Raw genomic sequence first — 25,265 nt, 5'->3', positions numbered from 1 at the left:
TGACCCTTCGTGATTCTGAATTGGGGCGGCACCATGGCCGCCCTACCGTCACTTGAGGCGCATCTGGTAGGCGTTTTCGCCACAAACCCAAGATATGCTTTAACACTTGTGGCAATCGCGCCGAAATTGGCCAAATCCCGCCCAAGCCTTGCCACCTTCGCTGTCTAGATTTGTCCGCAACATCCTTATGATGTCGGAGGCGGTCGATGAAACTCGAACCCAAGCAAAAGAAGCGTCTGATGACGGCGGCGTCGGTCTTTGCCGTCGCGCTTGGCACCGGTTTCGCCATGCAAACCCTCGGTCCTGTCGCTGATCAGTTTGGCGGTGGCAGCAGCGCGCCAATGGTGGCCGGAACGTCGGGTTTAGAGCCGCAGATTCAGCCGCTTTCAACAGCCCCCATCATCCGCCCTGCAGCCACGCTGCCCAGCGCTAAACCCATGACGCCGCCTGCGGAAGAGGACGAGGCCGCACTGGCCGTCCAAATGCCCGGCGCACAGGTTACGAAGGCCGATTCCTCGCCCGCCGCCGCCATGCCGCAACTTCCCGCGATATCCTCGGTTGAAATCGCCGTGCTGACGGCCCCCGCCACTGGCGATGTCGCCCTAGCGCCCCTGTCCGAGGCCTCCACCGAATGCCCGATGAACGTCACCGCCTCGCCAGCCCCCGCCGCGCTGCTCGAGATCACGGTCGAGGCCCCGTGCCTTGCCCGCGAAGTCGTGACCATCTCGCACATGGGCCTCGTCGCCACCGAAATGTTCGACGTCGACGGCAAAGTCTCCGTCACACTCCCGGCGCTTGCCGCCAACGCGCACGTGGATGTCACTTTTGAGAATGGCGAAACGGCCAATGCCATGGCCAAGGTGCCCGACTTTGCTGCCTATGATCGCGTTGCCCTTGTTTGGCAGGGCGAGGCGGGCGTTGCTCTCAATGCCTATGAGGACGGGGCCGAGTATGGCGCTCAAGGCTACATCGGCACCACCGCGATGGGCGCACCCGAGCGGGCGTTGGCGGGCGAGGGCGGCTTTCTCACCGCCTTTGGCAACTCCGGGATCCCCGGCGCGATGATGGGCTATGTCTACAGCTACCCAAAGGCGCTCACTACCGAGGGCCACTCGGTTGAAGTTGAAGTTGATGTTGATGTCGAGGTCACGGTCGATAACTGTGGCCGCGAGGTTTCGGCTCGCTTCTTGCGCCCGGCTGATGAGTATACGCCACAACAGATCACCGCTTCGATGCCGTCCTGTGACGCGCTGGGCGATTTCGTTGTGCTCACCGGGCTTTTGCCCGCCATGCAGTTCGCTGCTGCCAACTGACCACAGTTGTGCTGGCGCGTTTGAAGGGCACCGCGAGGGGATGCGCGGTGCCCTTCGCCTATTCTGGACCTAGTCTAAATAGCCCTCTGCGCGAAAGCTCAGCTCAGTTTCTTTGCCAATGATCAGATGGTCATGCAGCACAATTGAAAGTGCCCGCGCGGCCTCCTCAATTTTCATGGTCATCTCTATATCCGCCTGGCTCGGTGTTGGGTCTCCGCTTGGGTGGTTGTGCACCAGAATAATCGCGCTGGCGTTCAACTCCAGCGCCCGCTTCACCACCTCTCGCGGATAGACGGGCACATGATCCACCGTGCCCTGCGCCTGCGCTTCATCGGCGATCAGCACGTTCTTGCGATCTAGGTAAAGCACCCTGAATTGCTCGGTTTCGCGATGCGCCATGGTGGTGTGGCAGTAATCAAGCACCTGATCCCAGCTTGAAATTACATGTCGTTTCAGCACCTTGGAGCGGGCAAGCCGGTGAGCGGCGGCTTCAACCAGTTTTAACTCTGTCACCACGGCGTCGCCCACACCATCCACATCGCCGAGCCGCGCCACCGGGGCGGATAGCACGCCATTAAAGTCACCAAACCGCTCTAGCAGGGCACGGGCCAGCGGCTTTACATCGCGGCGGGGGATCGCGCGAAACAGCACCAATTCCAGCAGCTCATAATCGGGCAGGGCGCTGGCGCCTCCCGCCATAAACCGCTCTCTCAGCCGCTTGCGGTGGTCCTTGATGTAGCTCGGCAGCCGCCCATTGGCCTCCGCCAAGGGCACAGGCTCCGCTTCATCGGGGGCAAACAGCGGCATGGGGGCTTCGTGAAAAGCGTGACTCATGCCACCACTTTGCCCTCGCGATAGTGAATCATTGGTTAACGCTTGCCAGCCCCCGCGCCCTCCGCCACCTTGCCGCCATGCGCACCGTTCCGCTCCTGTTCCTCTTCGCCCTCGCTGCCTGCAAAAACGAGGTGGACACCAGCCTGCTCGCAACCGATTGGTCGTGCAGCGCCGATTGGCCCGGATACATGATCTCCCGCGATCTGGACTATGCCCCTGATGGCACCCTCACCGGCATGATCTCGATCCAAAGCACCACCGGCAGCCCCAGCGTGACGATGAATTTCAGTGTTGAGGGGCGCTGGGTGCTTAACGGCAAGACGTTGGAAGAAAAACTTATAGATCAAACCCTTATGCGCGTCTCCCGTGACGCTGAAAACCTTCCCCTCACCGCCCTTGCCCGCGGCACCATCCCGCAAATGGAGGCGCGCCTGGCCGATGAGCCATGGTCTTTCGAGGTGGTTCGCCTCACTGCGCAAGAGATGGAGCTGAAAGACCTTGCCGAGGGCAAGGCGCTTTACTGCACCCGCTAAAACAAAAGGCACCGCGCTCTGTGCAAGCGCAGTGCCCAAAGGTTTCCGTAGGGTGGGCAAACCCACCGCCGGGCTTACCCTTTCATACCGTCCCAAAAGGTTTTGACCTTCCCGAAAAAGCTGGAGGCATTCGGATTGTTATCCTTCGCCAGACCCTCAAACTCCTTCAGCAACTCTTTTTGCTTGCTGGTCAGGTTCACCGGGGTTTCCACGGCTAGTTCGATGAACATGTCCCCATGGCCCGGGCCACGCAGCGGCGGCATACCTTTGCCCCTCAGGCGCATCTGCTTGCCAGATTGAGCGCCCGCCGGGATCTTCACCCGGCTGCGGCCACCGTCGATTGTGGGCACTTCAATGTCACCGCCCAGCGCGGCAGAGGCCATGCTCACCGGAACGTGGCAAAACAGGTCAGCCCCCTCGCGCTCAAACAGCGGATGCGGCTCGACCTCGATGAAGATGTAAAGGTCGCCCGTTGGCCCGCCGCGCAGCCCGGCCTCACCCTCGCCGGCAAGGCGAATGCGTGTGCCGGTTTCAACACCCGCCGGGATGTTGACTGAAAGCGAACGATCCTTCTCTTTGCGCCCGGTGCCGCCGCAGTTGGTGCAGGGGTTCTTGATAATCTGGCCAAGGCCCGAACAGGTAGGGCAAGTGCGCTCCACCGTGAAAAAGCCCTGCTGCGCGCGCACCTTGCCCATACCCGAACAGGTGGGGCAGGTGACCGGTTCTGCGCCACCCTCGGCGCCGGTGCCTTCGCAGGTTTCACACTGAACGGCAGTTGGCACGTTGATGGTTTTCTGGGCGCCCTCATAGGCATCTTCCAGGCTGATCCGCATGTTGTAGCGCAGGTCAGAGCCACGGCTGGCCCGGCGTCCGCCGCCGCCTCCGGGGCGGCCACCACGGCCCCCCATGAAGTCGCCAAACAGGTCGTCGAACACGTCGCTGAAGGCGCTGGCGAAATCGCCCTGCTGGTTAAAGCCACTTTGCCCCGGACGCGGACCGCCCCCCTCAAAGGCAGCATGACCAAACCGGTCGTATGCGGCCTTGCGGTCGGCATCCTTCAGCGCGTCATAGGCCTCGTTGACCTCTTTGAACTGATCTTCGGCGTTGGGATTGTCTGAGTTGCGGTCAGGGTGGAGCTCTTTGGCCTTCTTACGATAGGCCTTCTTGATCTCATCCTCCGACGCGCTGCGGACAACGCCCAGCACCTCGTAAAAATCACGTTTAGACATCTGATCGCCCCTTTCCGTAAAACGCGAGGACCGGCCCAGTTTCCCGGACCGGTCCTTTCCGGGTTACATCACGCGCGATCAGGCACGCTTGTCGTCATCAAGGTCTTCAAAGTCGGCGTCCACGATGTCGTCATCCACACCGCGCGGCTCGTCGCCATCAGGGCCTTCCGGAGCCTCTTCGCCAGCCTTTTCCTGCTCGGCCTTATAGATGGCCTCGCCCAGCTTCATGGCAGCTTCAGTGAGGTTCTGGATGCCAGCCTTGATCTTGTCGGCATCTTCGGCCTCAAGCGCCTCTTCCAGCGGGCCCATGGCCAGCTCGATCACTTCCACGGTTGAAGGATCAACCTTGTCACCGTGTTCCGCGAGCGACTTCTTGGTGCTGTCGAGCAGGCTCTCGCCCTGGTTCTTGGTCTCGACCAGCTCCTTGCGCGCCTTGTCGGCATCGGCGTTCTCTTCGGCGTCCTTGACCATTTTTTCGATGTCGTCTTCGCTGAGACCACCCGAAGCCTGAATGGTGATCTTCTGCTCTTTGCCGGTGCCTTTATCCTTGGCACCCACTTCCACGATACCGTTGGCATCAATGTCGAAGGTCACCTCGATCTGCGGCATGCCGCGCGGGGCAGGCGGGATGTTCTCCAGGTTGAACTGGCCGAGCATCTTGTTGTCTGCCGCCATCTCGCGCTCACCCTGGAACACCCGCAGCGTCACTGCGTTCTGGTTGTCCTCGGCGGTCGAGAAGATCTGGCTCTTCTTCGTTGGGATCGTAGTGTTGCGGTCGATCAGCCGGGTGAACACGCCGCCCAGCGTTTCGATGCCCAGCGAAAGCGGGGTCACGTCCAGCAGCACAACGTCTTTCACGTCGCCTTGCAGCACACCGGCCTGAATGGCAGCACCCATGGCAACCACCTCATCGGGGTTCACACCCTTATGCGGCTCCTTGCCGAAGAACTTGGTGACCTCTTCAATCACCTTGGGCATCCGGGTCATGCCACCAACGAGAACGATCTCGTCGATGTCGCCCGTGCTGAGGCCCGCATCCTTGAGGGCTTCCTTACAGGGCTTGATCGAGTTCTTGATCAGGTCGCCAACAAGGCTCTCCAGCTTGGCGCGGGTGAGCTTCATCACAAGGTGCAGCGGCTGGCCGTCTGCGCCCATCGAGATGAACGGCTGGTTGATCTCGGTCTGGCTTGCGCTCGACAGTTCGATCTTGGCCTTCTCACCGGCTTCCTTCAGGCGTTGCAGCGCCATCTTGTCTTTGGTGAGGTCGGCCCCCGTCTCCTTTTTGAACTCGGAGGCGAGGTAGTTGACGATGCGCATGTCAAAGTCTTCACCACCAAGGAAGGTGTCACCGTTGGTCGACTTCACCTCAAACAGGCCGTCGTCGATCTCGAGGATGGTCACGTCAAAGGTGCCGCCGCCAAGGTCATACACGGCGATGGTCTTGCTCTCTTTCTTGTCGAGACCATAGGCCAGCGCGGCTGCTGTCGGCTCGTTGATGATCCGCAGCACTTCAAGGCCCGCAATCTTGCCGGCGTCTTTGGTGGCCTGGCGCTGGGCGTCGTTGAAGTAAGCCGGAACGGTAATCACGGCCTGCGTCACGTCTTCGCCCAGATAGCTCTCGGCGGTCTCTTTCATCTTGCCGAGGATGAAGGCGCTGATCTGGCTGGGCGAATATTTTTCGCTCCGCGCCTCAACCCACGCATCGCCGTTGCCGCCATCGACGATCGAATAGGGCACGATGTCCTTGTCTTTGGTCACTTCGGCATCATCCACCCGGCGCCCGATCAGGCGCTTCACGGCGAAAATAGTGTTTTCAGGGTTGGTCACGGCCTGCCGTTTGGCGGGCTGGCCAACAAGGCGTTCACCGTCGGTGAAGGCCACAATGGAGGGCGTTGTACGCGCACCCTCGGCGTTTTCGATAACCTTGGCCTGCGATCCATCCATGATGGCAACGCAGCTATTGGTGGTCCCAAGGTCGATCCCGATGACTTTAGCCATTTACTCTACCTCTTCATTGGCGATGTTGTGGACGTCAGGTCCCGCATTCAGGCCCCTGGTGCCCGATCCCAGTCTGGTCAAGGCGGGGCCCCGACCGAGCTTCGATGGGTATATAAGGAGCGTGATGCGGCGCTGCAACAGGCGCTTTAGCAGGAATCTGCGGGAATTTCGGGGGATTTGGAGAGAAATGCACGCACAAAGAGGAATATGATGGAAAACTGTGCTCCCCAGCTACTCCTTTCCAGTGATTATCTGGTGCTGCGTCCATTGGGCGAAGCGGATCGCTGGGGGCCAAGCCTTCGCCGTGACCGAGGCCGCAACCGGGTGGATCATCGCCACCTCCCGGTTTGGTAATACCAACTTGTTTTCGCTTCCAAAATGCGGTCCGCCTCGCGGCGATTTCGAGCATGTCGTCGGTTCAGGAAACGAGGGCATCGGATCGGGCGTGACGGTACGATGCGACCGCAAAATGAACGCCTTTCAGGCGCTGATATATTGCTGACGCTTCGCTGGCGGGGGGATTTGGCTTGGCGTCTCTATGGCTGCGATCTTTGTGAAGCCAACCAACGTGGCTCCACCGGTAATCGGGGTAAAGCGGCAGTGCACTGGCTTACCCTCAATCTCGATCTGTTGTTCCCAAGGATCACGCTCACCGATCTGGCTTATATAGCGCAGAGCGCGAGCCCAAAGCTCTGCATTCGGGTGAAGGTTGCGCCAGTCACGCACGGCGTCTTCGGCGGTGATATCAATGAGCGAGTCACCCCGGTCACAATCCCACATCGCTTGATAGGCACGATTGCTTTGCACCAAAGAGCCAGTGTGAGAAAAGACTGCAATTGCCTCTTCCAGACTGTCAACAACGGCTTGCCCCATTTCCAGCTCTGCACGAAAGCGACGGGTCAGGGAGATTTCGGCTGAAATGTCCTCGAACAACAGGGCGATCGCACCATCGGGATGTGGTTGCCCGGTAACGCGGTAAGTTTGCCCAGTAGGCAACGACCAAACTTCTTGGTGAATCCCCGCCTCTGCAGCGCTTTCCAGATCGGCGATATGATGGCGCCAACTTTTGTAATCCTTTGGCTCTGGCATCCGCCGGGCCTCGCGCAGCCTGTCGAGAAACGCCACAAGCGTTGGCCGCCCGATAAGAAAAGACGGCTCCAGCGCGGATAGGTCGGTAAGGGCGGGGTTAAACAGTGTCAGTTGCCGCCCGCTGTCAAAAACAGCCAGACCGATAGGCAGATCGGCGAAGGTTCGGGTGAGGGTCTGCAAAAATTCTTTGCGCGAGCGTTCCGCCTGAACCAACCGATCCGCAGGCATCGCAAAAACCAACGCTTCACCGCCAAACGAGTGAGCGGTGCAATCATACCAGATCTCTTGGTCAATGAAGGGGATCGTCACCGAAATGCGACGAGGCTCTGCATTCGGCTCTGTCCCAAAGAACTGGTTTTCAAACACGCGCGGTAGAGGCCATGGCAGTGTTGGCTCCTCAGGCCGCATCCTTTGCAGCAGGTCAACATAGGCCCCGTTCGCCCAAGAAACCCGCCCTTCCCTGTCCTCCCGCCAAGCCAAGAGCGGCGCATCATCGACAACGCTGCGCAGCACCTCCAGCTCTTCGGCCATGGCGATAATCGAGAAGCTGTCATAGTCGGCGACCGAATTGCGTGCTTCACCCTCGTGTAGCGTGAAACGAGCAACGCCCTTGCACCACTCCGCTTCCAGCCGTCCCGCGCCATCAACCGAGATAAGCTCCAAGGTGCCACCTTGAGCAAGGCGCGCGGCCTCGGCCCCGATGGTGGGAAAGCTACGGGTCAACAGCGCCAGCATCCGGGGCCACGGCGCAAGACTTTCTGGGCCTGTTGTCAAAAGGGTGTGGGCCTCTTTGGTGGCATCAACAAGTTCTTCGCCCTCAAACAGGAAGGTCATCGTACCCGGTTCACCGTTGATACCGCCCCAGGTTACCTTTTTTCCCGGCAAAAGAAAGCTAGCGGCGAAAAGCGCGATCAGCGCGGTACCAAAAGAGGTGGCCACCAACAATATTGCAAAGGCCCACGATAGATTCCCGAACACTCCTATGCCCCTCTCTAGGCCAGCCTTAACGGCAACTATTGAGCATTCATAAAGTGGTAAAAATGGTTAAGCGGGAGTTAAGGTCTCGGCAATCTCGCGGCATTTTCCGAGAATGAAGGGCGGTGACGCTACGGAAACGGACGAGGTTACGAGGCGAAGGGCTGGTTTTGCCCTAATGCTCCGCGAATCTCCTCTTCGCTGGCGGCAAAACGGCCACGGTTCCATGTCACCTCAACGATCGCACCACAGCGTTCTGGCCGCTCCCCGGCGGCGAGAAACGGGTCCGATCCGTTTGCAAAGGTAAGCTCAGCGCCAACACGCTCCAGCAGGGTCTTGGCGATGAAAAGACCAAGCCCCATACCTTCATACTCTGGCCGCTTGCCGCGTTCGTCGGGTGATCGCCTGCGCCGCATGTAGGGATCGCCAATCCGGCCGATCAATTGCGGCGGATAGCCTTCCCCATCATCAATGATACGAAGCGTGATCTGCTCAGCATTCCAACGGGCTTCGATCCATACATTCTCAGCAGCAAAATCCACGGCATTCTGGATCAGGTTTCTCAGCCCGTGGATCACTTCGGGTGATCGGTGAACAGTGGGCTGCTCCCGCGTAGCCCCCGGGCTCGCCTGCAGATCGAAGTGAAGGGTCTTGCCCCGGTCCTGATGCGGCTCCGCGGCCTCTTGCAGTACAGCTTCCAAAGGGGCCACGTGGATATGCTTGTCATCCTTGCCGGCCCGCCCCATCGAGCGCAGAATTTCGCGGCAACGATCTGCTTGCTCGCCAATCAGCCGGGCATCTTCGATCAAGGCGGCACCATCGCAATCCTCGTCGCTGTCCAGTTCATCAACCATCTCGGAGCTGACCAGCTTGATCGTTGCAAGCGGGGTGCCAAGTTCATGCGCGGCGGCGGCGACGACACCGCCCAGATCGGTCAGTTTTTGCTCCCGTGACAGGGCCAATTGGGTCGCCAGCAGAGCATTGCCCATTGCGGCGATCTCAGTGGCAACGCGGCGCGCATAGAGTGCCAGAAAGGACACGCCGATCACAATGGCGATCCACGCACCAAAGATGAACGTTCCCGGCACCCGCAAAACAGCGCCATCTACGGTGCGCAACGGCAGGTAAAGAAAGCTGAGCAGTGTCACCATGACAATGGCCAGCGCGCCCACGATCAACACTGCATTCAGCCGGAGTGCCGTGGCGGCAATGGTGACTGGCGTAAGCAAAAGCAGCGCGAAGGGGTTGTGTAGCCCGCCGGTGAGGAAGAGTAGAAATGCGAGTTGCCCCAGATCGAAGAGCAACATCGCCAAAGTCTCATTCTCATTCAACCGTCTGTTGGCTGGATAGACCATCATCAAAACAAGATTGGCAGTCACCGATGCCCCAACGGCCAGAAAACAAAGACCAACTTCCAGCCGGAGCCCATAGTGAACATAGGCAATCGTCAGGGCAACGCTTTGGCCCAACACGGCAACCCAACGCAGCACGATAAGCGTGCGCAATCGGATCCAGTTCGCCCGAGGGGAGCCTTGGAAGGTATCGGCGGGGCCAGTCTCGGTCATGTGAAAGATGACACCTTTCGCAGTGTGACAGTCGGGCCTATTGATAGCCCGCGCATCTCGGTGCAGCAATTGGGCCGAAAAACCAAGAGAGGAACAAGAACATGGCGAATACGAAACTATGGGCGGGAGTTGCCGGTGTTGTCCTGATTGGGGTTCTTGGTTTCACGGCATTCAAGGTCTTTACGCCCAAGGAAGAGTGCAATGCCGGCGTGGTTGCTGGTGGCCCAGGGGCTATTGGCGGGCCGTTTGAGCTGGTCAACGAAAATGGCGAAACCGTCACTGACCAAGATGTGATCACCGAACCCTCGTTGATCTACTTCGGCTATACGTTCTGCCCGGATGTGTGCCCCTTCGACACGGTTCGCAACGCGGAAGCCGTTGATATTTTGGCGGAACGCGGCTACTCGGTCACGCCGATTTTCATTACCATTGACCCGGCACGTGACACGCCCGAGGCGATGGATGACTTTACCGCGAACGTCCATGAAAAGATGATCGGCCTCACCGGCACGCCGGAACAGATTGATGCGGCGTCAAAAGCCTATCGCACCTATTACAAGCGCAATGACGACGACGATCCTGATTACTACACGGTTGATCACTCGACTTTCACCTACCTGACCTTCCCCGACACAGGGTTTGCTGGTTATTTTCGGCGCGAACTGAGTGGTGAGCAAATGGCGGACAAGGTGCAGTGCTTGCTGGACCAGCACTAATCCCTTGAAAGGCAAGGGTTGCCGCGCCCTCAGGGCAACGATAAGTTATTCCGACAAGTTGGGTTTACCAGCATAGGGGAACGCGTGGCCGAGCGAGATCTGAGGGAGATCGGAGAGGATAAATCTCTTCTGATCGTAGACGATGACGAGCCTTTTCTGCGCCGGCTGGCCCGCGCGATGGAGAAGCGTGGCTTTGAAGTGGAATGCGCGGGTTCTGTGGCTGCGGGCAAGGCCGTTGCCACCGCTCGCCCACCTGCCTACGCCGTGATTGATCTGCGACTTGAAGATGGCAATGGCCTTGATGTCGTTGAACTCCTTCGTGAAAAACGCCCCGAAAGCCGGGTCGTTGTTCTTACCGGATATGGTGCGATTGCAACGGCTGTTGCGGCCGTAAAAATCGGCGCAACGGATTACCTGAGCAAGCCTGCGGATGCCAATGAGGTGACGAACGCTCTGCTGGCCCGCGAAGACGAGCTGCCCCCGCCCCCCGACAATCCGATGAGTGCTGACCGGGTGCGCTGGGAGCATATCCAGCGGGTTTACGAGTTGTGTGATCGCAACGTCAGCGAAACTGCACGGCGCCTCAACATGCACCGCCGCACGCTTCAGCGCATTCTCGCAAAACGTTCGCCAAAGTAAAAACCGTATGGGCTACAACGGCACAGCCAACTTGTTTGGGGTGCTGGGCCTGGTTTGGCGCTGGGTGCCGAAAAACCACTCTCCACGGCGCGCCTGAAATGGCTGCCTGATATCCGCGAGGCAGGCCGCGTTCTCGCGGGTGAAACCGTGCTTTCGATACCGCTCATTTTAAACGCCCTTCTCAGGGTAATTGAGAAAACACAACTTAGCTGCCAGTCAAACCCGCTTTGAACTTCCGGCATGCTTAGTTGTGAAGACGTGAAAAAGGTTTGGCACAGTTCCGGAGCCAGAACCTAAGGGAAAAATTGTGCCGGAAGCCCGAAAAACGACGCAGAATCAAATATCTACTTTGATTATATGGTGCCCAGGAGAGGACTCGAACCTCCACATCGTTGCCAATACTAGCACCTGAAGCTAGCGCGTCTACCAATTCCGCCACCTGGGCAGGTGTCGTGGAAGCGGCAGATATAGGTGCAGCGCGGGCCTGTCAACTGGTTCAATACAAGGTTTATGCGGCGGCAAGGTATCTTGCCGTTTTGCGGGCAACGGGCTATCAGCAAAGACAGGCCAACAAGGAGGTCCTGCGCATGTCAAAGCTCGTTACCATCTACGGCGGTTCCGGCTTTTTGGGGCGGTATATCACGCAGCGTCTGGCGAAGGATGGCTGGCGGGTGCGAGCGGCGGTGCGGCGGCCCAATGAGGCCGGGTTTTTGCGCCTCTACGGTGCTGTTGGCCAGGTTGAGCCGATCTTTTGCAACATCCGCGATGATGCCTCTGTGGCGTCGGCGATGCAGGGTGCCGATGCGGTGGTCAACTGCGTTGGCGTGGGCACGACTTACGGCAAGAACAATATGCAGGCGGTCCATGTGGAAGGGGCCGAGCGGATTGCGCGAATCACCGCAGAGCAGGGCATTGCCTCGCTGACCCATGTGTCCGCGATCGGGGCGGATCCCGAGGGTGTGAGCGATTACTACCAGACCAAGGGTAAAGGCGAAGCTGCCGTGCACGCAGCCTTTCCCGGCGCGGTTATTCTGCGGCCTTCGATCATGTTTGGCCCCGAAGATGCCTTCGTGAACCGCTATGCGTCGATGGCGCGTTTTGGGCCGGTGCTGCCGGTGATCGGTGCTGAAACCAAGGTGCAGCCGGTGTTTGTGGATGATGTAGCCGAGGCAGCTGTGATGGCTGTTGAGGGCAAGGCCGAAGCTGGCGTGTATGAGCTGGGCGGCCCTGAAACGCTGACCATCCGCGCATTGGTTGAGAAGGTTCTGGAAGAGATCCGCCGCCGTAGGGTGCTGATTAATTTGCCGAATTTTGCTGCGGGCTTCATGGCCTGGAGCCTTGATATGGTGCAGGCATTCAGCCTTGGTTTAGTCACCAACGGGTTGATCAACCGCGATCAGCTCAAATCTCTGGCGGTTTATAACGTGGTCAGCGATGGCGCGAAGACCCTGAGTGATTTGGGCATTGAAGCGGCTCCGATGGAAGCTGAATTGCCCGACTACATGTGGCGCTTCCGGCCTTCTGGCCAGTATGAGGCGCTCAAGGAATCGGCCCGCAAGCTCAAGCCTCAGGAATAGGCGTAGGCCAGCAGGATGACGCCAAGGATCACCCGGTAGATCACGTAGGGTGTGAAGCTGATAGAGCGCAAAAGGCGCATCATCAAGCCCAGGGCCAGCAGTGCAGACAGGAAGGCAAAAAGCGCGGCGATTGCGGCGTCTTTGGCGATGGCAAGATCAGCGCTTGTGGCCACTTCAGCGCCGAGCAGGATGCCCGATGCCGCGATGGTGGGGATCGACATGAGCATGGCGATCTTGGCGCCGTCTTCGCGTTTATATCCAAGCTGACGGGCGGCGGTGATGGTGATGCCGGAACGTGAGGTGCCGGGGATGAGGGCAACCGCTTGCCAGATGCCCATGATGAGGGCATCGCGCAGGTTCCAATCAGAATCTTCCTTTATTTCCGGGCCCTTTTGATCGGCCCAGTAGAGAATGATGCCGAAGATCAGCATCGTCCAACCGATCACGGCAACCGAGCGGAGGCTGTCATCAAGGCCGGTCAGCTTGAGCAGGAGGCCGAACAGGATCACTGGAATCGTTGCCAGAATCAGCAGCCATGCGAGGCGGGCGCCGGGGGTATCGACCTTGCCGCGCAGCAAACGAGGGAGGCCAAGAATGGCTTGGGACACGTCGCGCCAAAAATAAAGAATGACGGCAAACAGGGTGCCGACATGCACGGCAACGTCTATCACCTGGCCTTGATCTTCCATCCCGGTGAGGCCGGGAAGCAAGATGAGGTGGCCCGAGGAGGAGATAGGGAGAAACTCGGTAATCCCTTGAATTACCGCAATAATCAATAGCTGATAGAGTTCCACCGCGCCCGCACCTTTATAATTTTTGGTCACACTACTGCAAGGGTCCGCAGAGGGAAGTGCGAAAATAGGTAAGCAATGCTGCCGCAAAATATGGGGAGTTGACAGGAAAAACCGCCTTCGGCTAATCCCTCGACCATAAATAGGTCACCCAAGCTGACTTTTATTCCCTTTGCTCTGCGTGTAGGCAAGCATTGAGAACCGCAAGGAGACACCATGGCCAAGCAGCCCATGCTGAAATTCGTCGAACTAGACCGTGAGATGCCCACCAAGCGTGACGCAGATATACGGAAGAAAGATTTCGAAGAGATTTACGCCGAGTTTGCGGCGGAACGGGCCGAGGCTCAGTCGAGCCGGTGTAGCCAGTGCGGGGTGCCTTATTGCCAGTCGCACTGCCCGCTGCACAACAACATCCCCGATTGGCTGCGCCTCACCGCGACCGGGCGGTTGAAGGAAGCCTATGAGCTGAGCCAGGCGACCAACACCTTCCCCGAGATCTGTGGGCGCATCTGCCCGCAGGACCGGTTGTGTGAGGGCAACTGCGTGATCGAGAAGTCGGGCCATGGCACCGTTACCATTGGCGCGGTCGAGAAATACATCACCGATACCGCGTGGGACAACGGCTGGGTGGTTCCACCTAAGCCATTGGAAGAACGCGAAGAAAGCGTGGCTGTCATTGGCGGTGGCCCCGGTGGCCTTGCGGCGGCGGATATGCTGCGCCGCGCTGGTGTGCAGGTGACGGTTTATGACCGCTACGACCGTGCGGGCGGTCTGATGACCTATGGCATCCCCGGCTTCAAGCTGGAGAAAGACATTGTGATGCGCCGCAACAAGCAGCTTGAGGACGGCGGCGTGACCTTCAAGCTGAACTGCAACGTGGGCGAGGATATCTCGTTTGAGGAGATCAAGACCGCCCATAACGCGGTGATCATTGCGACCGGCGTTTACAAAACGCGTGAGCTTCAGGCCCCCGGTGTTGGGGTGGATGGCATCGTGAAAGCCATTGATTTCCTTACAGCTTCCAACCGCAAAAGCTTTGGCGATGCGGTGCCGGAATATGACAATGGTGATCTGAACGCCGAGGGCAAGAACGTGGTTGTCATCGGTGGGGGCGATACGGCGATGGACTGTGTGCGCACCTCGATCCGCCAGGGTGCCAAGAGCGTGAAATGCCTTTACCGCCGCGACCGCGCTAATATGCCGGGATCGCAGCGCGAGGTGACAAATGCCGAAGAAGAAGGCGTTGAATTTGTTTGGCTTTCCGCGCCCAAGGGCTTTACCGGAGACAAGGCCGTGCAGGGCGTGATGGTGCAGAAGATGCGCCTTGGTGCGCCTGATGCGACGGGCCGCCAAAGCCCCGAGGTGATTGAGGGGGCGGATTATGTGGAAGACGCGGAGCTTGTGATCCAAGCCCTTGGTTTTGAACCAGAAGATCTTCCAACCCTTTGGGGCCAACCTGACCTGAAAGTGACCCGCTGGGGCACCGTGAAGGCCGATTTCCAGACCCATGAAACGCCGATGGAGGATGTTTACGCGGTGGGAGACATCCAGCGCGGAGCGAGCCTTGTTGTATGGGCCATTCGGGACGGGCGGGAAGCTGCCGAGGCGATACTTGCCAAGCTCGACATGCAGCGTGCGGTGGCGGCAGAATAAAACCGGCTTTGCAAAAAGATCACAGCCACAACCCATACACAACCGATGCACAACCCATGCATACGCGTTTTGGTTAAGGGGCAGGATCACTGACGCAACGGCTTAAACGTGGTGAAGGATCGGTTAAGCGGCAGAGATGCTGACCCACCGGACCGAGAGAGTGAACAGATGGTTAAGGACATGATGAGGACGCCCCTCAAAGCCACCTGCCTTGCCGCTGCTCTGCTGAGCGGGGCCGCGAGCCTTGCCGAGGCGCAAAACGCGATGCCGCCGAAGGGCTGCGAAGCGTTCCTCACCATGCACACCCGCAATTGCGCGGTGTCGATCTTTTGGCGTTGCGGGGCGCAGCCGGGCCTGCTGTTTGAAGGCAGCCATGATGATGACGGGCCGGTGAGCCTGCATACCTATGACGACGAGTTTCAGTGGATCGACGCTTACTACTACTGGACCGACAGCCGCGAGAAGCTGCTCAACCCCGGCCCGGACCCGATCAGCATGACGGAACTGCTGGAGACGGGGGTGGATACCTACAACTTCAGCATGATCTCTGAGGGCGATGGGGATACGGGCAAGCTGTTTACCACGGGGCGCGATGAGGCGCTGGGCGAGACCGTGGTGATTGACGGTGTGGAGCTGGACCTGTTCAGCACCAACTCGGTGACGAAAGACGCAGACGGCAACACCGTGTTTGCCGCTGAAGGGGTGCAATATGTGCTGAAATCGGAGCGGCTCTTCATGCTGGGCAAAGAGAGCTACTTCGACGGCCAGGAGCGCTGGAAAGAAGATAACACGCCGGTGGAATTTATGTTTCCCGGTGAAAAGGGTTTCGGCAAAACCGAACCCCGCCACGGATGTAATGCGCTTCAGGCCGGGCTTTCCCTGCCGATGCAGCGCCAGTGATGGAGAGAGCCATGACCAAGTATGACTCGCAGTGGGCCGAAGAGCACGAACAACAGCGCAAATGGCTGGAAGAAAACGGCATGTTCCGCGCCGAGGAAGAGAAATCTTCCTGCGGTGTTGGGCTTGTGGTGGCGATCGACGGCAAGCCTTCCCGCAAGGTTGTGGAAAACGGCATCGAGGCGCTCAAGTCGATCTGGCACCGTGGCGCGGTGGACGCCGATGGCAAAACCGGCGATGGCGCGGGCATCCATGTGCAGATCCCGGTTGGGTTTTTCTATGACCAGATCGAGCGCACCGGGCACATCCCCGACAAGAACAAGCTGATCGCCGTTGGCCAGGTTTTCCTGCCGCGCACCGCCTTTGGCGCGCAGGAAACCGCGCGGACCATCGTGGAATCGGAAGTGCTGAGGATGGGCTATTACATCTACGGCTGGCGGCATGTTCCCGTGAGCATCGAGTGCCTTGGCGACAAGGCCAACGCGACCCGCCCGGAGATTGAGCAGATCATCATTTCCAACTCCAAGGGCGTGGACGAAGAGACCTTTGAACGCGAGCTTTATGTGATTCGCCGTCGCATTGAGAAAGCGGCGCAGGCGGCGAATTTGCCGGCGTTTTATGTGTGCTCGCTCAGCTGCCGGAGCATCATTTACAAGGGCATGATGCTGGCCGAGCAGGTGGCGGAGTTTTACCCTGATTTGATGGACGAGCGCTTCAAGAGTGCTTTTGCGATCTATCACCAGCGTTACAGCACCAACACCTTCCCGCAGTGGTGGCTGGCGCAGCCGTTCCGGATGCTGGCGCATAATGGTGAGATCAACACCATCAAGGGCAACCTGAACTGGATGAAGAGCCACGAGATTCGTATGGCTTCAAACACCTTTGGCGACATGGCCGAGGACATCAAGCCGATCGTGCCGCAGGGTGCGAGCGACAGTGCTGCACTGGATGCGGTGTTTGAGGTGCTGGTGCGGGCCGGGCGGAGTGCGCCTATGGCCAAGACCATGCTGGTGCCTGAAAGCTGGAGCAAGCAGGCGGTTGAGCTGCCGCAGGCGTGGCGGGATATGTACTCCTATTGCAACTCGGTGATGGAGCCGTGGGACGGCCCCGCCGCGCTGGCGATGACCGATGGGCGCTGGGTGTGCGCCGGGCTTGACCGGAACGGCCTGCGCCCGATGCGCTATGTGGTAACGGGCGATGGCCTGCTGATCGCCGGCTCCGAGGCGGGGATGGTGACGATTGACGAGGCCGTGGTGCGCGAAAAGGGTGCGCTTGGCCCCGGCCAGATCATTGCCGTTGATATGAAGAAGGGCCTGCTGTTCCACGATACCGAGATCAAGGACAAGCTTTCAAAGGCGCTGCCCTTTGGGGAGTGGGTGGGCCGGATCTGCGATCTGGATGAGGCGCTGAGCGGCATTGAAGAAAAGCCGCTGTTCACCGGCGATGAGCTGCGCAAGCGGCAGATCGCGGCGGGCTTCTCGATTGAAGACCTTGAGCAGGTGCTTGCGCCGATGGCCGAAGACGGCAAGGAAATGATTGCCAGCATGGGCGATGACACGCCCAGCGCGGTGCTTAGCAAAAAGTATCGCCCGCTGAGCCACTTCTTCCGCCAGAACTTCAGCCAGGTGACAAACCCGCCGATTGACAGCCTGCGCGAATACCGGGTGATGAGCCTGAAAACGCGGTTCGGCAACCTCAAGAACGTGCTGGACGAGGACAGCAGCCAAACCGCCATTCTGGTGCTGGAGAGCCCGTTTGTGGGCAACGCGCAGTTTGAAGAGATGGTGACGCATTTCCAGGCGGATATGTGCGAGATTGATTGCACCTTCCCACGGGATAGCGGCCCTTCGGCGCTTAACGAAAATCTGGCGCGGATTCGCAGCGAGGCGCAGGATGCGGTGCGCTCGGGCGCGGGCCACATCGTGCTGACCGATCAGCACAGCGGCCCCGACAAGGTGGCGATGCCGATGATCCTTGCCACCAGCGCCGTGCATAGCGGGCTGACCAAGAAGGGCTTGCGGACGTTCTGCTCGCTTGGGGTGCGCTCGGCCGAGTGCATGGACCCGCATTACTTTGCCGTTTTGATCGGCTGCGGGGCGACCATCGTGAACGCCTATCTCGCCGAAGACAGCCTTGCGGACCGGATCGAGCGCGGCCTGCTTGATGTGTCGCTGACCGAGGCGGTGAGCCGCTATCGTGAGGCCGTGGATGCGGGCTTGCTGAAAATCATGTCGAAGATGGGCATCTCGGTGGTGTCGTCTTATCGCGGGGGTCTCAACTTTGAGGCCGTGGGCCTGAGCCGTGCGATGGTGCACGAGTTTTTCCCCGGCATGACCAGCCGGATCAGCGGCATTGGCGTTCCCGGTATTCAGAAGAAGGCCGAGGGCATTCATGCGCATGGCTGGCTCAAGGGGGCCACGCCGGTGTTGCCGGTGGGCGGCTTTTACAAAGCGCGCCGTTCGGGGGAGACCCACGCCTGGGAAGCCTCCAGCATGCACCTGTTGCAAACCGCCTGTGATCGCGGCTCGTTTGAGATCTGGAAGCAGTATAGCGCCAAGATGCAGGCCAATCCGCCGATCCATCTGCGCGATTTGCTGGCGATCAAGCCGCTGGGCGAGGCGATTCCGCTGGCCGAGGTGGAGAGCATCACCTCGATCCGCAAGCGCTTTGTGACGCCGGGGATGAGCCTTGGCGCTCTCAGCCCGGAAGCGCACAAGACGCTGAATGTGGCGATGAACCGGATTGGCGCAAAGTCTGACAGCGGTGAGGGCGGGGAAGATCCGGCGCATTTTGTGCCCGAGCCGAACGGCGATAACCCCAGTGCCAAGATCAAGCAGGTGGCAAGCGGGCGCTTTGGCGTGACGGCGGAATACCTGAACCATTGCGAGGAACTTGAGATCAAGGTGGCGCAGGGGGCCAAACCCGGCGAGGGTGGCCAGCTTCCCGGCATGAAGGTCACCGATCTGATCGCGCGGCTCCGTCACTCGACCAAGGGGGTGACGCTGATTTCACCGCCGCCGCACCATGATATCTACTCGATCGAAGACCTTGCGCAGCTGATCTATGACCTCAAGCAGATCAACCCCACCGTGAAGGTGACGGTGAAGCTGGTGGCCTCTAGCGGCGTGGGCACGATTGCGGCGGGCGTGGCCAAGGCCAAGGCCGATAATATCCTGATCTCGGGCCACAACGGTGGCACCGGGGCCTCGCCGGCGACCTCTATCAAATACGCGGGCCTGCCGTGGGAGATGGGGCTGACGGAAGCGCATCAGGTGCTGAGCCTCAACAACCTGCGCAGCCGGGTGACGCTGCGCACCGATGGTGGTTTGCGCACGGGCCGTGACATTGTGATGGCGGCGATGATGGGGGCCGAGGAATACGGTATTGGCACAGCCGCGCTGATCGCGATGGGCTGTATCATGGTGCGCCAGTGCCAGAGCAACACTTGCCCGGTGGGCGTGTGCACCCAGCGTGAAGACCTGCGCGCAAAGTTCACTGGTAGCGCCGACAAGGTGGTGAACCTCATCACCTTCTACGCGGAAGAGGTGCGCGAAATTCTGGCCTCGATCGGGGCGCGCAGCCTGAGCGAAGTGATTGGCCGGGCCGATCTGCTGGGGCAGGTGAGCCGGGGGTCGGCGCATCTGGATGACCTTGATCTCAATCCGCTGCTGATTTGCGTGGATGGCAGTGACGTGGTCAGCTACGACGGTGAGCGCCCGCGCAATCCGGTGCCGGATACGCTGGATGCGCAGATCGTGCGGGATGCCGAGCGCTTCCTGCGGGATGGCGAGAAGATGCAGCTGCAATATGCGGTGCAAAACACCCACAGGACGGTGGGCACGCGCACATCGAGCCACATTGTGCAGAACTTCGGGATGCGCAACGCCTTCCTGCCGCATCATCTGACCGTGAAGCTGACAGGCAGCGCGGGCCAGAGCCTTGGGGCCTTTGCCGCGCCGGGGTTGAAACTGGAGGTTTCAGGCGATGCCAATGACTATGTTGGCAAGGGTCTGAGTGGGGGCACCGTGGTGGTGCAGCCGCAGATGTGCTCGCCGCTGGAAGCCAGCGAAAACACCATCATCGGCAACACGGTGCTTTACGGCGCGACCGATGGCTACCTGTTTGCCGCGGGTCGCGCGGGTGAGCGCTTTGCGGTGCGCAACTCGGGCGCCAAGACGGTGATCGAGGGCTGTGGCTCGAACGGGTGTGAATACATGACCGGCGGTGTTGCGGTGATCCTTGGCACCATCGGGGCCAACTTTGGCGCAGGCATGACCGGCGGCATGGCGTATCTTTACGACCCTGAAGGCCAATCGGCGGACATGATGAACATGGAAACGCTGGTGACCTGCCCGGTGACTGTGCAGCACTGGCAGGAGCAGCTTCACAACCTGGTTGAGGCGCATTTTGAAGAGACCAACAGCCGCAAGGCCGAGACGATTCTCCAGCATTGGGACATGGAGTTGGAGAATTTCGTGCAGGTCTGCCCGAAGGAGATGCTGGCCAACCTCAGCCATCCTTTGAGCGAGGAAAAAGGCGCTATCCCGGCAGAATAGGCCGAGATACCGAAGAGACAGGGAAGGGGCGTGCCTGGGAGGTGCGCCCTTTTTCATGTGCGAGGGGTAAGTTTCGTTGGGGGCGGCGCAAGGCAAAGCTGCCACGACTCCACCCTTGCGCGGCCCGGAATGCGTGCGTGACAGGAGGCGCTTTGTGCGTGACGGGTTTTCCCCCGCAGCGGAGCCGCGTATAGCAAAGCGGATGGCCAAGGCGAGCAAACCCAGGAAGCGCCCCGCGAAGGGCAAGGCAAAGGCGAAACCGCGCAAGCGGAGCCTGAAGCGTTGGGTGCTGCGCCGAGCGGCTCTGGTGCTGTTGATCCCCTTTGCGGTGCTGTTGCTTTTGGTGCTGATCTATAGCGTCTTTGATCCGCCCACGACCCATACGATCTGGTCAGAGGAGCGGCGGCTGGGCCATGACGTGGACCGCCAGTGGATTGGTATTGAGGAGATTTCACCCGCAGCGGTGCGCGCTGTGGTGGCGGCCGAGGATGCCAATTATTGCCTGCATTGGGGTTTTGATGTGAACGCGATCCGCCTTGCGCTGGAAGACGGCGCACAGCGGGGCGGCTCCACCATTAGCCAGCAGACGGTGAAAAACGTGTTTTTGTGGCAGGGGCGTAGCTGGCTGCGCAAGAGCCTTGAGGCGCTGATCACCCCGCTGGCCGAGGCGGTGTGGAGCAAGCGGCGGATGCTGGAGATTTATCTGAACCTCGCCGAGTTTGGTGAAGGGATCTTTGGCGTTGAGGCGGCGAGCCACCACTACTTTGGCAAGCCACCCGGCGATCTGACGCCGATGCAGGGCGCGCTTCTGGCGGCGGTTTTGCCCAACCCGAAAGAGCGCTCGGCCAGCAACCCCGCGTCATGGCTGCGCAAACGGGCGGCTGCAATTGCCGATGGCGGCGCCACGATCAAGGTGGATGGGCGCGCCGATTGTTTCGAGGATTGAAGCGGGAGGGGTTAAAGGGCTATCACAGGGGCCAAGAAAAGCCAGCGAGTGACCCCCTATGAGCAGCCGACTTTACCACGTTCCCCTTTCCCCGTTTTGCCGCAAGGTGCGCCTTGTCATGGCGGAAAAGAAGCTTGAGGTAGAGCTTGTTGAGGAGCGCTACTGGGAGAAGGAGCCGGATTTCCTGCGCCGTAACCCGGCGGGCAAGGTGCCGGTGCTCAAGTTTGGCGCGATGATGATGGCCGAGAGCCAGCCGATTTGCGAATACATCGAAGAAAAGCACCCCGAGCCTGCCTTGCTGCCGAAAACTGCCGAGGGGCGCTATGAGGTGCGCCGGTTGTGTGCGTGGTTTGACGACAAGTTTCACCACGAGGTAACGGCCAATCTGCTTTACGAGCGGGTCAACAAGAAGGTCACCGGTGAGGGCTATCCCGAGAGCCGCAATGTGAAGGCCGGGGCCAAGGCGGTGAAGTATCACTTGGATTACATGGCATGGTTGCTGGATCAGCGCCGCTGGCTGGCGGGCGACGCGCTGACGATGGCGGATTTTGCCGCGGCGGCGCATCTGTCATCGCTGGATTACATTTGCGATGTGGACTGGAACCGGTCGGCCAATGTGAAGGACTGGTATGCGAAGATCAAATCGCGCCCGGCTTTCCGCTCGATCCTTGCCGATCAGGTGCCGGGCTTCCCGCCGCCGCCGCACTATGCCGATCTCGATTTCTGATCGCCGCCCGCCGTGGGGGCCAGCCCCCACACCCCCGGGATATTTTCAGCAAGAAAATGGGGCGGGGCAGTGAAAGACCGGATCGTTTCACGCGCGCTGGAAGAGGGGTTCAGCCTGTGCCGGGTGGTGCGGGCGGGGCCGTTGAGCGGTGTGCCAGAGGGGTTGAGGGCGTTTTTGGCGGCCGGGCGGCATGGCGAGATGAGCTGGATGGAGCGCCGGGTGGAATGGCGCGAGAACCCGGCGGCGCTGTGGCCTGAGGCGAAGAGTGTGATCGTGCTGGGCGAGAGCTATGCGCCGGAGTTTGATCCGCTGGAGGGCCTGGAGCAGCGCGAGCGGGGGGTGATCTCGGCCTATGCGCGGGGGCGCGATTACCATGACATCGTGAAAAAGCGGCTGAAGCGCCTGGGGCGCTGGCTGATTGACGAGTGCGGCGGCGAGATCAAGGTTTTTGTGGATACCGCCCCGGTAGCGGAAAAGCCGCTGGCGCAGGCGGCGGGGCTGGGCTGGCAGGGCAAGCACACCAACCTTGTGAGCCGCGATATGGGAAGTTGGTTTTTTATCGGGTCGGTGTTTACCACCCTCGAAATAGACCCTGATCCAGCGGAAACCGACCATTGCGGCGGGTGCAGGCGGTGCCTTGATATCTGCCCGACGGGGGCCTTTCCGGCGCCCTATGAGCTGGATGCGCGGCGCTGCATTTCCTACCTGACGATTGAGCATTCTGGCCCGGTGCCTACAGAGTTGCGCGAGAAGATGGGCAACCGGATTTACGGCTGTGACGATTGCCTTGCGGTGTGCCCCTGGAACAAGTTTGCGGTGGAGGCCGCCGATATGCGCTATCAGGGCGGAACAGAGACTGATTTTCCTGATTTGGCGCAGCTTGCGGTGCTGGATGATGCGGCCTTCAGGGCGCGGTTTTCCGGCTCGCCGATCAAGCGGATCGGGCGGGGGCGGTTTGTGCGCAATGTGCTTTATGCGATCGGCAACAGCGGGGCGGCACGGCTGAGGCCGGTGGCGCAGGGGTTATGTGAGGACGAGGACCCGGCGGTGGCGGATGCGGCGCGTTGGGCGGTGGAGCGGCTCGGTTAATCCGGGGCGAGCATGTAACCTTCGCCGCGCACGGTTTGCAGGTAGCGCGGTTGCTTTGGGTCGCTCTCGATCTTGCGCCTGAGCCGGGTGATTTGCACATCAACCGCGCGTTCCTGGGCCTGGCCATCATCGCGGCCCAGATCCTCGACCAGTTTGGTGCGCGACACGGCATTGCCGGGCTGGGCCGAGAAGATGCGCATGAGGGCGCTTTCGGTGGCGGTGAGGCGGACCATCTCTTCGCCCCTCCACATCTCGCCACGGGATACATCATACCGGACGGGGCCGAGCGAGAGCACCTTGGGAAGCGAATCCAGGGGCCCTTCAGAGGGTATGCGGCGCAGGATGGCATTGATCCGCAGCAGCAGTTCCTTGGGCTCGAAGGGCTTGGGCAGGTAATCATCGGCGCCGGCCTCAAGGCCCGCGATGCGATCTTCGGTTTCGCCCTTGGCGGTGAGCAGAAGGATGGGGGTGGCGAGGGTTTCGCGCAGGCTCGTCGTCAACTCGATGCCGGTTTCGCCGGGCATCATGATATCGAGCACGATCAGATCAAATTCCAGCCCCGCGAGGAGGCGGCGGGCGTGGGCAGCGTCACGCGCGTTGGTGACGATAAAGCCATGGCGCAGCAGGAACTTCTTGAGAAGCCCGCGAATGCGCTCATCATCATCGACAATCAGTAGGTGCGCGTCACTCTGGTCTTCCATCATCCCCCCTCTTTCATTGCCATATAATGGCGACGAAGCTCGGGGTCCATCATTGCTTCGAGAACGGTGCGGAAGCCAGTCACAGCTTCGGGACCGGCCTCACGGTAGGCGGTGCGCATCCGGGCGCGCTGGGCATCGGAGAGTTCGCGCTCAAGGGTCTCGCCGGCTTCGGTGAGGAAGAGGTGGCGCTCGCGTTTGTCACGGCGGCCGACCCGGCTTTCAACGAGGCCATCCTCGATGAGGCTGCGCAGCACCCGGTTGAGGGACTGTTTGGTAACGCCGAGGATCGACAGCAGGTTATTGACGGTGGTGCCGGGGGCGCGGTGGATGAAGTGGATGGCCCGGTGGTGCGCCCGACCATAGCCTTTGGTCAGGAGGATGCGATCCGGGTCTGCCGTGAAATCGCGATAGGCGAAGAACATCGCCTCGATCCCCTTGCGGAGCTGTTCGTCGGTGAGAAAGAGAAGGCTTTCGCTGCTCTGCGGACCATCGGCCATTGTATTGTCCTGTCTGGTTTTCTCCTCATGCTTTTGGATTTTATGTCAGCCTTGTTGACTTTCCAAGCCCGGATCGGTAGTGAGTCGCAGGTTTTGCGCAACAATGTGTCCGAACCGGACGTAATTTGCGCAATATTCGGAATATGGAGGCCGAAATGGTTGGTGCGTATGATGATCGCGACGGCAAGATCTGGATGGATGGCAAGCTGGTTGAGGCGCGGGATGCCAAGGTGCATATCCTCACCCATGCGCTGCATTATGCCTCCAGCGTGTTTGAAGGGGAGCGGTGCTACAACGGCTCCATTTTCAAGGGCCGCCAACATTCGGAGAGGCTGATCGCCAGTGGCAGGATGCTGGATTTTGAGGTTCCCTACAGCGTGGATGAGCTGGAAGCCGCGAAATACGAGATGCTCAAGGCGAACAACTGGACGGATGCCTATGTGCGGGTGGTTGCCTGGCGCGGCTCGGGCGAAGACATGGGCGTGAGTGCCTTGAAAAACCCGGTGCGCGTTGCCGTGGCTGGCTGGGAGTGGGGCAATTACTACGGTGATGCCAAACTCGTGGGGGCCAAGCTGGATGTGGCCAAGTGGAAGCGCCCTTCGCCAGAGACCATCCCGGTTCATGCCAAGGCGGCTGGCCTTTACATGATTTGCACCATGAGCAAGCATACCGCCGAGGCAAAGGGCTGCTCGGATGCGCTGTTTATGGACTATCGCGGCTATGTGGCCGAGGCGACGGGGGCCAACATCTTTTTTGTGAAGGATGGTGAGGTGCACACGCCCCTGCCCGATTGCTTCCTTAACGGGATCACCCGGCAAACGGTGATCGAGATGCTGCATGAGCGCGGAATCAAGGTGCATGAGCGCCACATCATGCCCGAAGAGCTGGAAGGCTTTGAGCAGTGCTGGCTGACTGGCACCGCCGCCGAGGTGACCCCGGT

At 60.0% G+C, this 25,265-nt stretch carries 20 protein-coding genes and 1 tRNA gene; 12 read left to right on the top strand and 9 right to left on the bottom strand.

Annotated elements, in window-relative coordinates:
• The first annotated feature begins 206 nt into the window (after positions 1 to 206).
• A complete protein-coding gene (locus tag P1U55_RS08965; protein WP_301047232.1) occupies positions 207 to 1,313 on the top strand; it encodes a hypothetical protein in 1,107 nt (368 codons plus the stop codon).
• A gap of 69 nt (positions 1,314 to 1,382) precedes the next feature.
• Here the strand turns inward: P1U55_RS08965 and radC are convergent, their stop codons facing one another.
• On the bottom strand, positions 1,383 to 2,147 hold the full coding sequence (radC, locus tag P1U55_RS08960; protein ID WP_301047230.1) for a DNA repair protein RadC: 765 nt from the start codon (positions 2,145 to 2,147) through the stop codon (positions 1,383 to 1,385).
• A 77-nt stretch (positions 2,148 to 2,224) separates the two neighbouring features.
• Here radC and P1U55_RS08955 point away from each other — a divergent pair, with 77 nt between their 5' ends.
• Complete coding sequence (locus P1U55_RS08955; RefSeq protein WP_301047229.1) at positions 2,225 to 2,680, top strand: hypothetical protein; 456 nt, start codon at positions 2,225 to 2,227, stop codon at positions 2,678 to 2,680.
• 74 nt (positions 2,681 to 2,754) lie between these two features.
• On the opposite strand, the gene dnaJ is transcribed toward P1U55_RS08955, so the two are convergent.
• The 4 genes from dnaJ to regB form a co-directional block, all read right to left on the bottom strand.
• A complete protein-coding gene (dnaJ, locus tag P1U55_RS08950; protein ID WP_301047227.1) occupies positions 2,755 to 3,909 on the bottom strand; it encodes a molecular chaperone DnaJ in 1,155 nt (384 codons plus the stop codon).
• Between the two features lie 78 nt (positions 3,910 to 3,987).
• On the bottom strand, positions 3,988 to 5,907 hold the full coding sequence (gene dnaK, locus P1U55_RS08945) for a molecular chaperone DnaK (RefSeq protein WP_301047225.1): 1,920 nt from the start codon (positions 5,905 to 5,907) through the stop codon (positions 3,988 to 3,990).
• Positions 5,908 to 6,387: 480 nt separating this feature from the next.
• The gene (locus P1U55_RS08940) at positions 6,388 to 7,935 is read right to left on the bottom strand and encodes a PAS-domain containing protein (RefSeq protein WP_301047222.1); all 1,548 of its coding nucleotides are present in this window, start codon (positions 7,933 to 7,935) and stop codon (positions 6,388 to 6,390) included.
• A 185-nt stretch (positions 7,936 to 8,120) separates the two neighbouring features.
• Positions 8,121 to 9,536 carry a sensor histidine kinase RegB gene (gene regB, locus P1U55_RS08935; protein WP_301047219.1) on the bottom strand — a complete coding sequence of 472 codons (1,416 nt, stop codon included), beginning with the start codon at positions 9,534 to 9,536 and terminating at the stop codon, positions 8,121 to 8,123.
• A gap of 101 nt (positions 9,537 to 9,637) precedes the next feature.
• Here regB and P1U55_RS08930 point away from each other — a divergent pair, with 101 nt between their 5' ends.
• Both P1U55_RS08930 and P1U55_RS08925 read left to right on the top strand, forming a co-directional pair.
• Positions 9,638 to 10,252 carry an SCO family protein gene (locus P1U55_RS08930; RefSeq protein ID WP_301047217.1) on the top strand — a complete coding sequence of 205 codons (615 nt, stop codon included), beginning with the start codon at positions 9,638 to 9,640 and terminating at the stop codon, positions 10,250 to 10,252.
• Positions 10,253 to 10,336: 84 nt separating this feature from the next.
• Positions 10,337 to 10,891 (top strand): ActR/PrrA/RegA family redox response regulator transcription factor, encoded by a 555-nt coding sequence (locus P1U55_RS08925; protein ID WP_301047215.1) that lies wholly within the window; start codon positions 10,337 to 10,339, stop codon positions 10,889 to 10,891.
• Between the two features lie 358 nt (positions 10,892 to 11,249).
• On the opposite strand, the gene P1U55_RS08920 is transcribed toward P1U55_RS08925, so the two are convergent.
• Positions 11,250 to 11,336: transfer RNA gene (locus tag P1U55_RS08920), tRNA-Leu, on the bottom strand.
• Positions 11,337 to 11,478: 142 nt separating this feature from the next.
• Between P1U55_RS08920 and P1U55_RS08915 the strand changes: the two genes are divergently transcribed.
• Complete coding sequence (locus tag P1U55_RS08915) at positions 11,479 to 12,468, top strand: complex I NDUFA9 subunit family protein (RefSeq protein ID WP_301047213.1); 990 nt, start codon at positions 11,479 to 11,481, stop codon at positions 12,466 to 12,468.
• Here the strand turns inward: P1U55_RS08915 and P1U55_RS08910 are convergent.
• The gene (locus P1U55_RS08910) at positions 12,459 to 13,262 is read right to left on the bottom strand and encodes an undecaprenyl-diphosphate phosphatase (protein ID WP_301047258.1); all 804 of its coding nucleotides are present in this window, start codon (positions 13,260 to 13,262) and stop codon (positions 12,459 to 12,461) included. The two genes, P1U55_RS08915 and P1U55_RS08910, sit on opposite strands and share 10 nt — an antisense overlap.
• A gap of 213 nt (positions 13,263 to 13,475) precedes the next feature.
• On the opposite strand from P1U55_RS08910, the gene P1U55_RS08905 reads away from it, so the two are divergent.
• From P1U55_RS08905 to queG, 6 genes are all read left to right on the top strand, one after another.
• Entirely contained in the window at positions 13,476 to 14,912 is a 1,437-nt protein-coding gene (locus tag P1U55_RS08905) for an NAD(P)-dependent oxidoreductase (RefSeq protein ID WP_301047212.1), read from the top strand.
• A 180-nt stretch (positions 14,913 to 15,092) separates the two neighbouring features.
• Complete coding sequence (locus P1U55_RS08900; protein WP_301047210.1) at positions 15,093 to 15,812, top strand: hypothetical protein; 720 nt, start codon at positions 15,093 to 15,095, stop codon at positions 15,810 to 15,812.
• Between the two features lie 11 nt (positions 15,813 to 15,823).
• On the top strand, positions 15,824 to 20,365 hold the full coding sequence (gltB, locus tag P1U55_RS08895) for a glutamate synthase large subunit (RefSeq protein WP_301047209.1): 4,542 nt from the start codon (positions 15,824 to 15,826) through the stop codon (positions 20,363 to 20,365).
• 202 nt (positions 20,366 to 20,567) lie between these two features.
• Positions 20,568 to 21,311, top strand: a complete 744-nt coding sequence (mtgA, locus tag P1U55_RS08890; RefSeq protein WP_301047208.1) for a monofunctional biosynthetic peptidoglycan transglycosylase — start codon at positions 20,568 to 20,570, stop codon at positions 21,309 to 21,311.
• A gap of 58 nt (positions 21,312 to 21,369) precedes the next feature.
• On the top strand, positions 21,370 to 22,038 hold the full coding sequence (locus P1U55_RS08885; protein ID WP_301047207.1) for a glutathione S-transferase family protein: 669 nt from the start codon (positions 21,370 to 21,372) through the stop codon (positions 22,036 to 22,038).
• A gap of 69 nt (positions 22,039 to 22,107) precedes the next feature.
• Positions 22,108 to 23,127 (top strand): tRNA epoxyqueuosine(34) reductase QueG, encoded by a 1,020-nt coding sequence (gene queG, locus P1U55_RS08880; RefSeq protein ID WP_301047205.1) that lies wholly within the window; start codon positions 22,108 to 22,110, stop codon positions 23,125 to 23,127.
• Here the strand turns inward: queG and P1U55_RS08875 are convergent.
• Positions 23,124 to 23,828 carry a response regulator gene (locus P1U55_RS08875; protein ID WP_301047203.1) on the bottom strand — a complete coding sequence of 235 codons (705 nt, stop codon included), beginning with the start codon at positions 23,826 to 23,828 and terminating at the stop codon, positions 23,124 to 23,126. The genes queG and P1U55_RS08875 overlap by 4 nt on opposite strands.
• On the bottom strand, positions 23,828 to 24,325 hold the full coding sequence (locus P1U55_RS08870) for a MarR family transcriptional regulator (protein ID WP_301047202.1): 498 nt from the start codon (positions 24,323 to 24,325) through the stop codon (positions 23,828 to 23,830). Before P1U55_RS08870 ends, P1U55_RS08875 begins: the two co-directional genes overlap by 1 nt.
• A gap of 155 nt (positions 24,326 to 24,480) precedes the next feature.
• Here P1U55_RS08870 and P1U55_RS08865 point away from each other — a divergent pair.
• A partial coding sequence (locus P1U55_RS08865; protein WP_301047200.1) for a branched-chain amino acid aminotransferase occupies positions 24,481 to 25,265 on the top strand: 785 nt, incomplete at its 3' end.

The organism is Vannielia sp., from assembly GCF_029212645.1.
In the GTDB taxonomy this organism is placed as follows: Bacteria; Pseudomonadota; Alphaproteobacteria; order Rhodobacterales; family Rhodobacteraceae; genus Vannielia.
The sequence above is the reverse complement of the archived record's forward strand: the minus strand, read 5'-3'. Positions and strand labels throughout refer to the sequence as shown.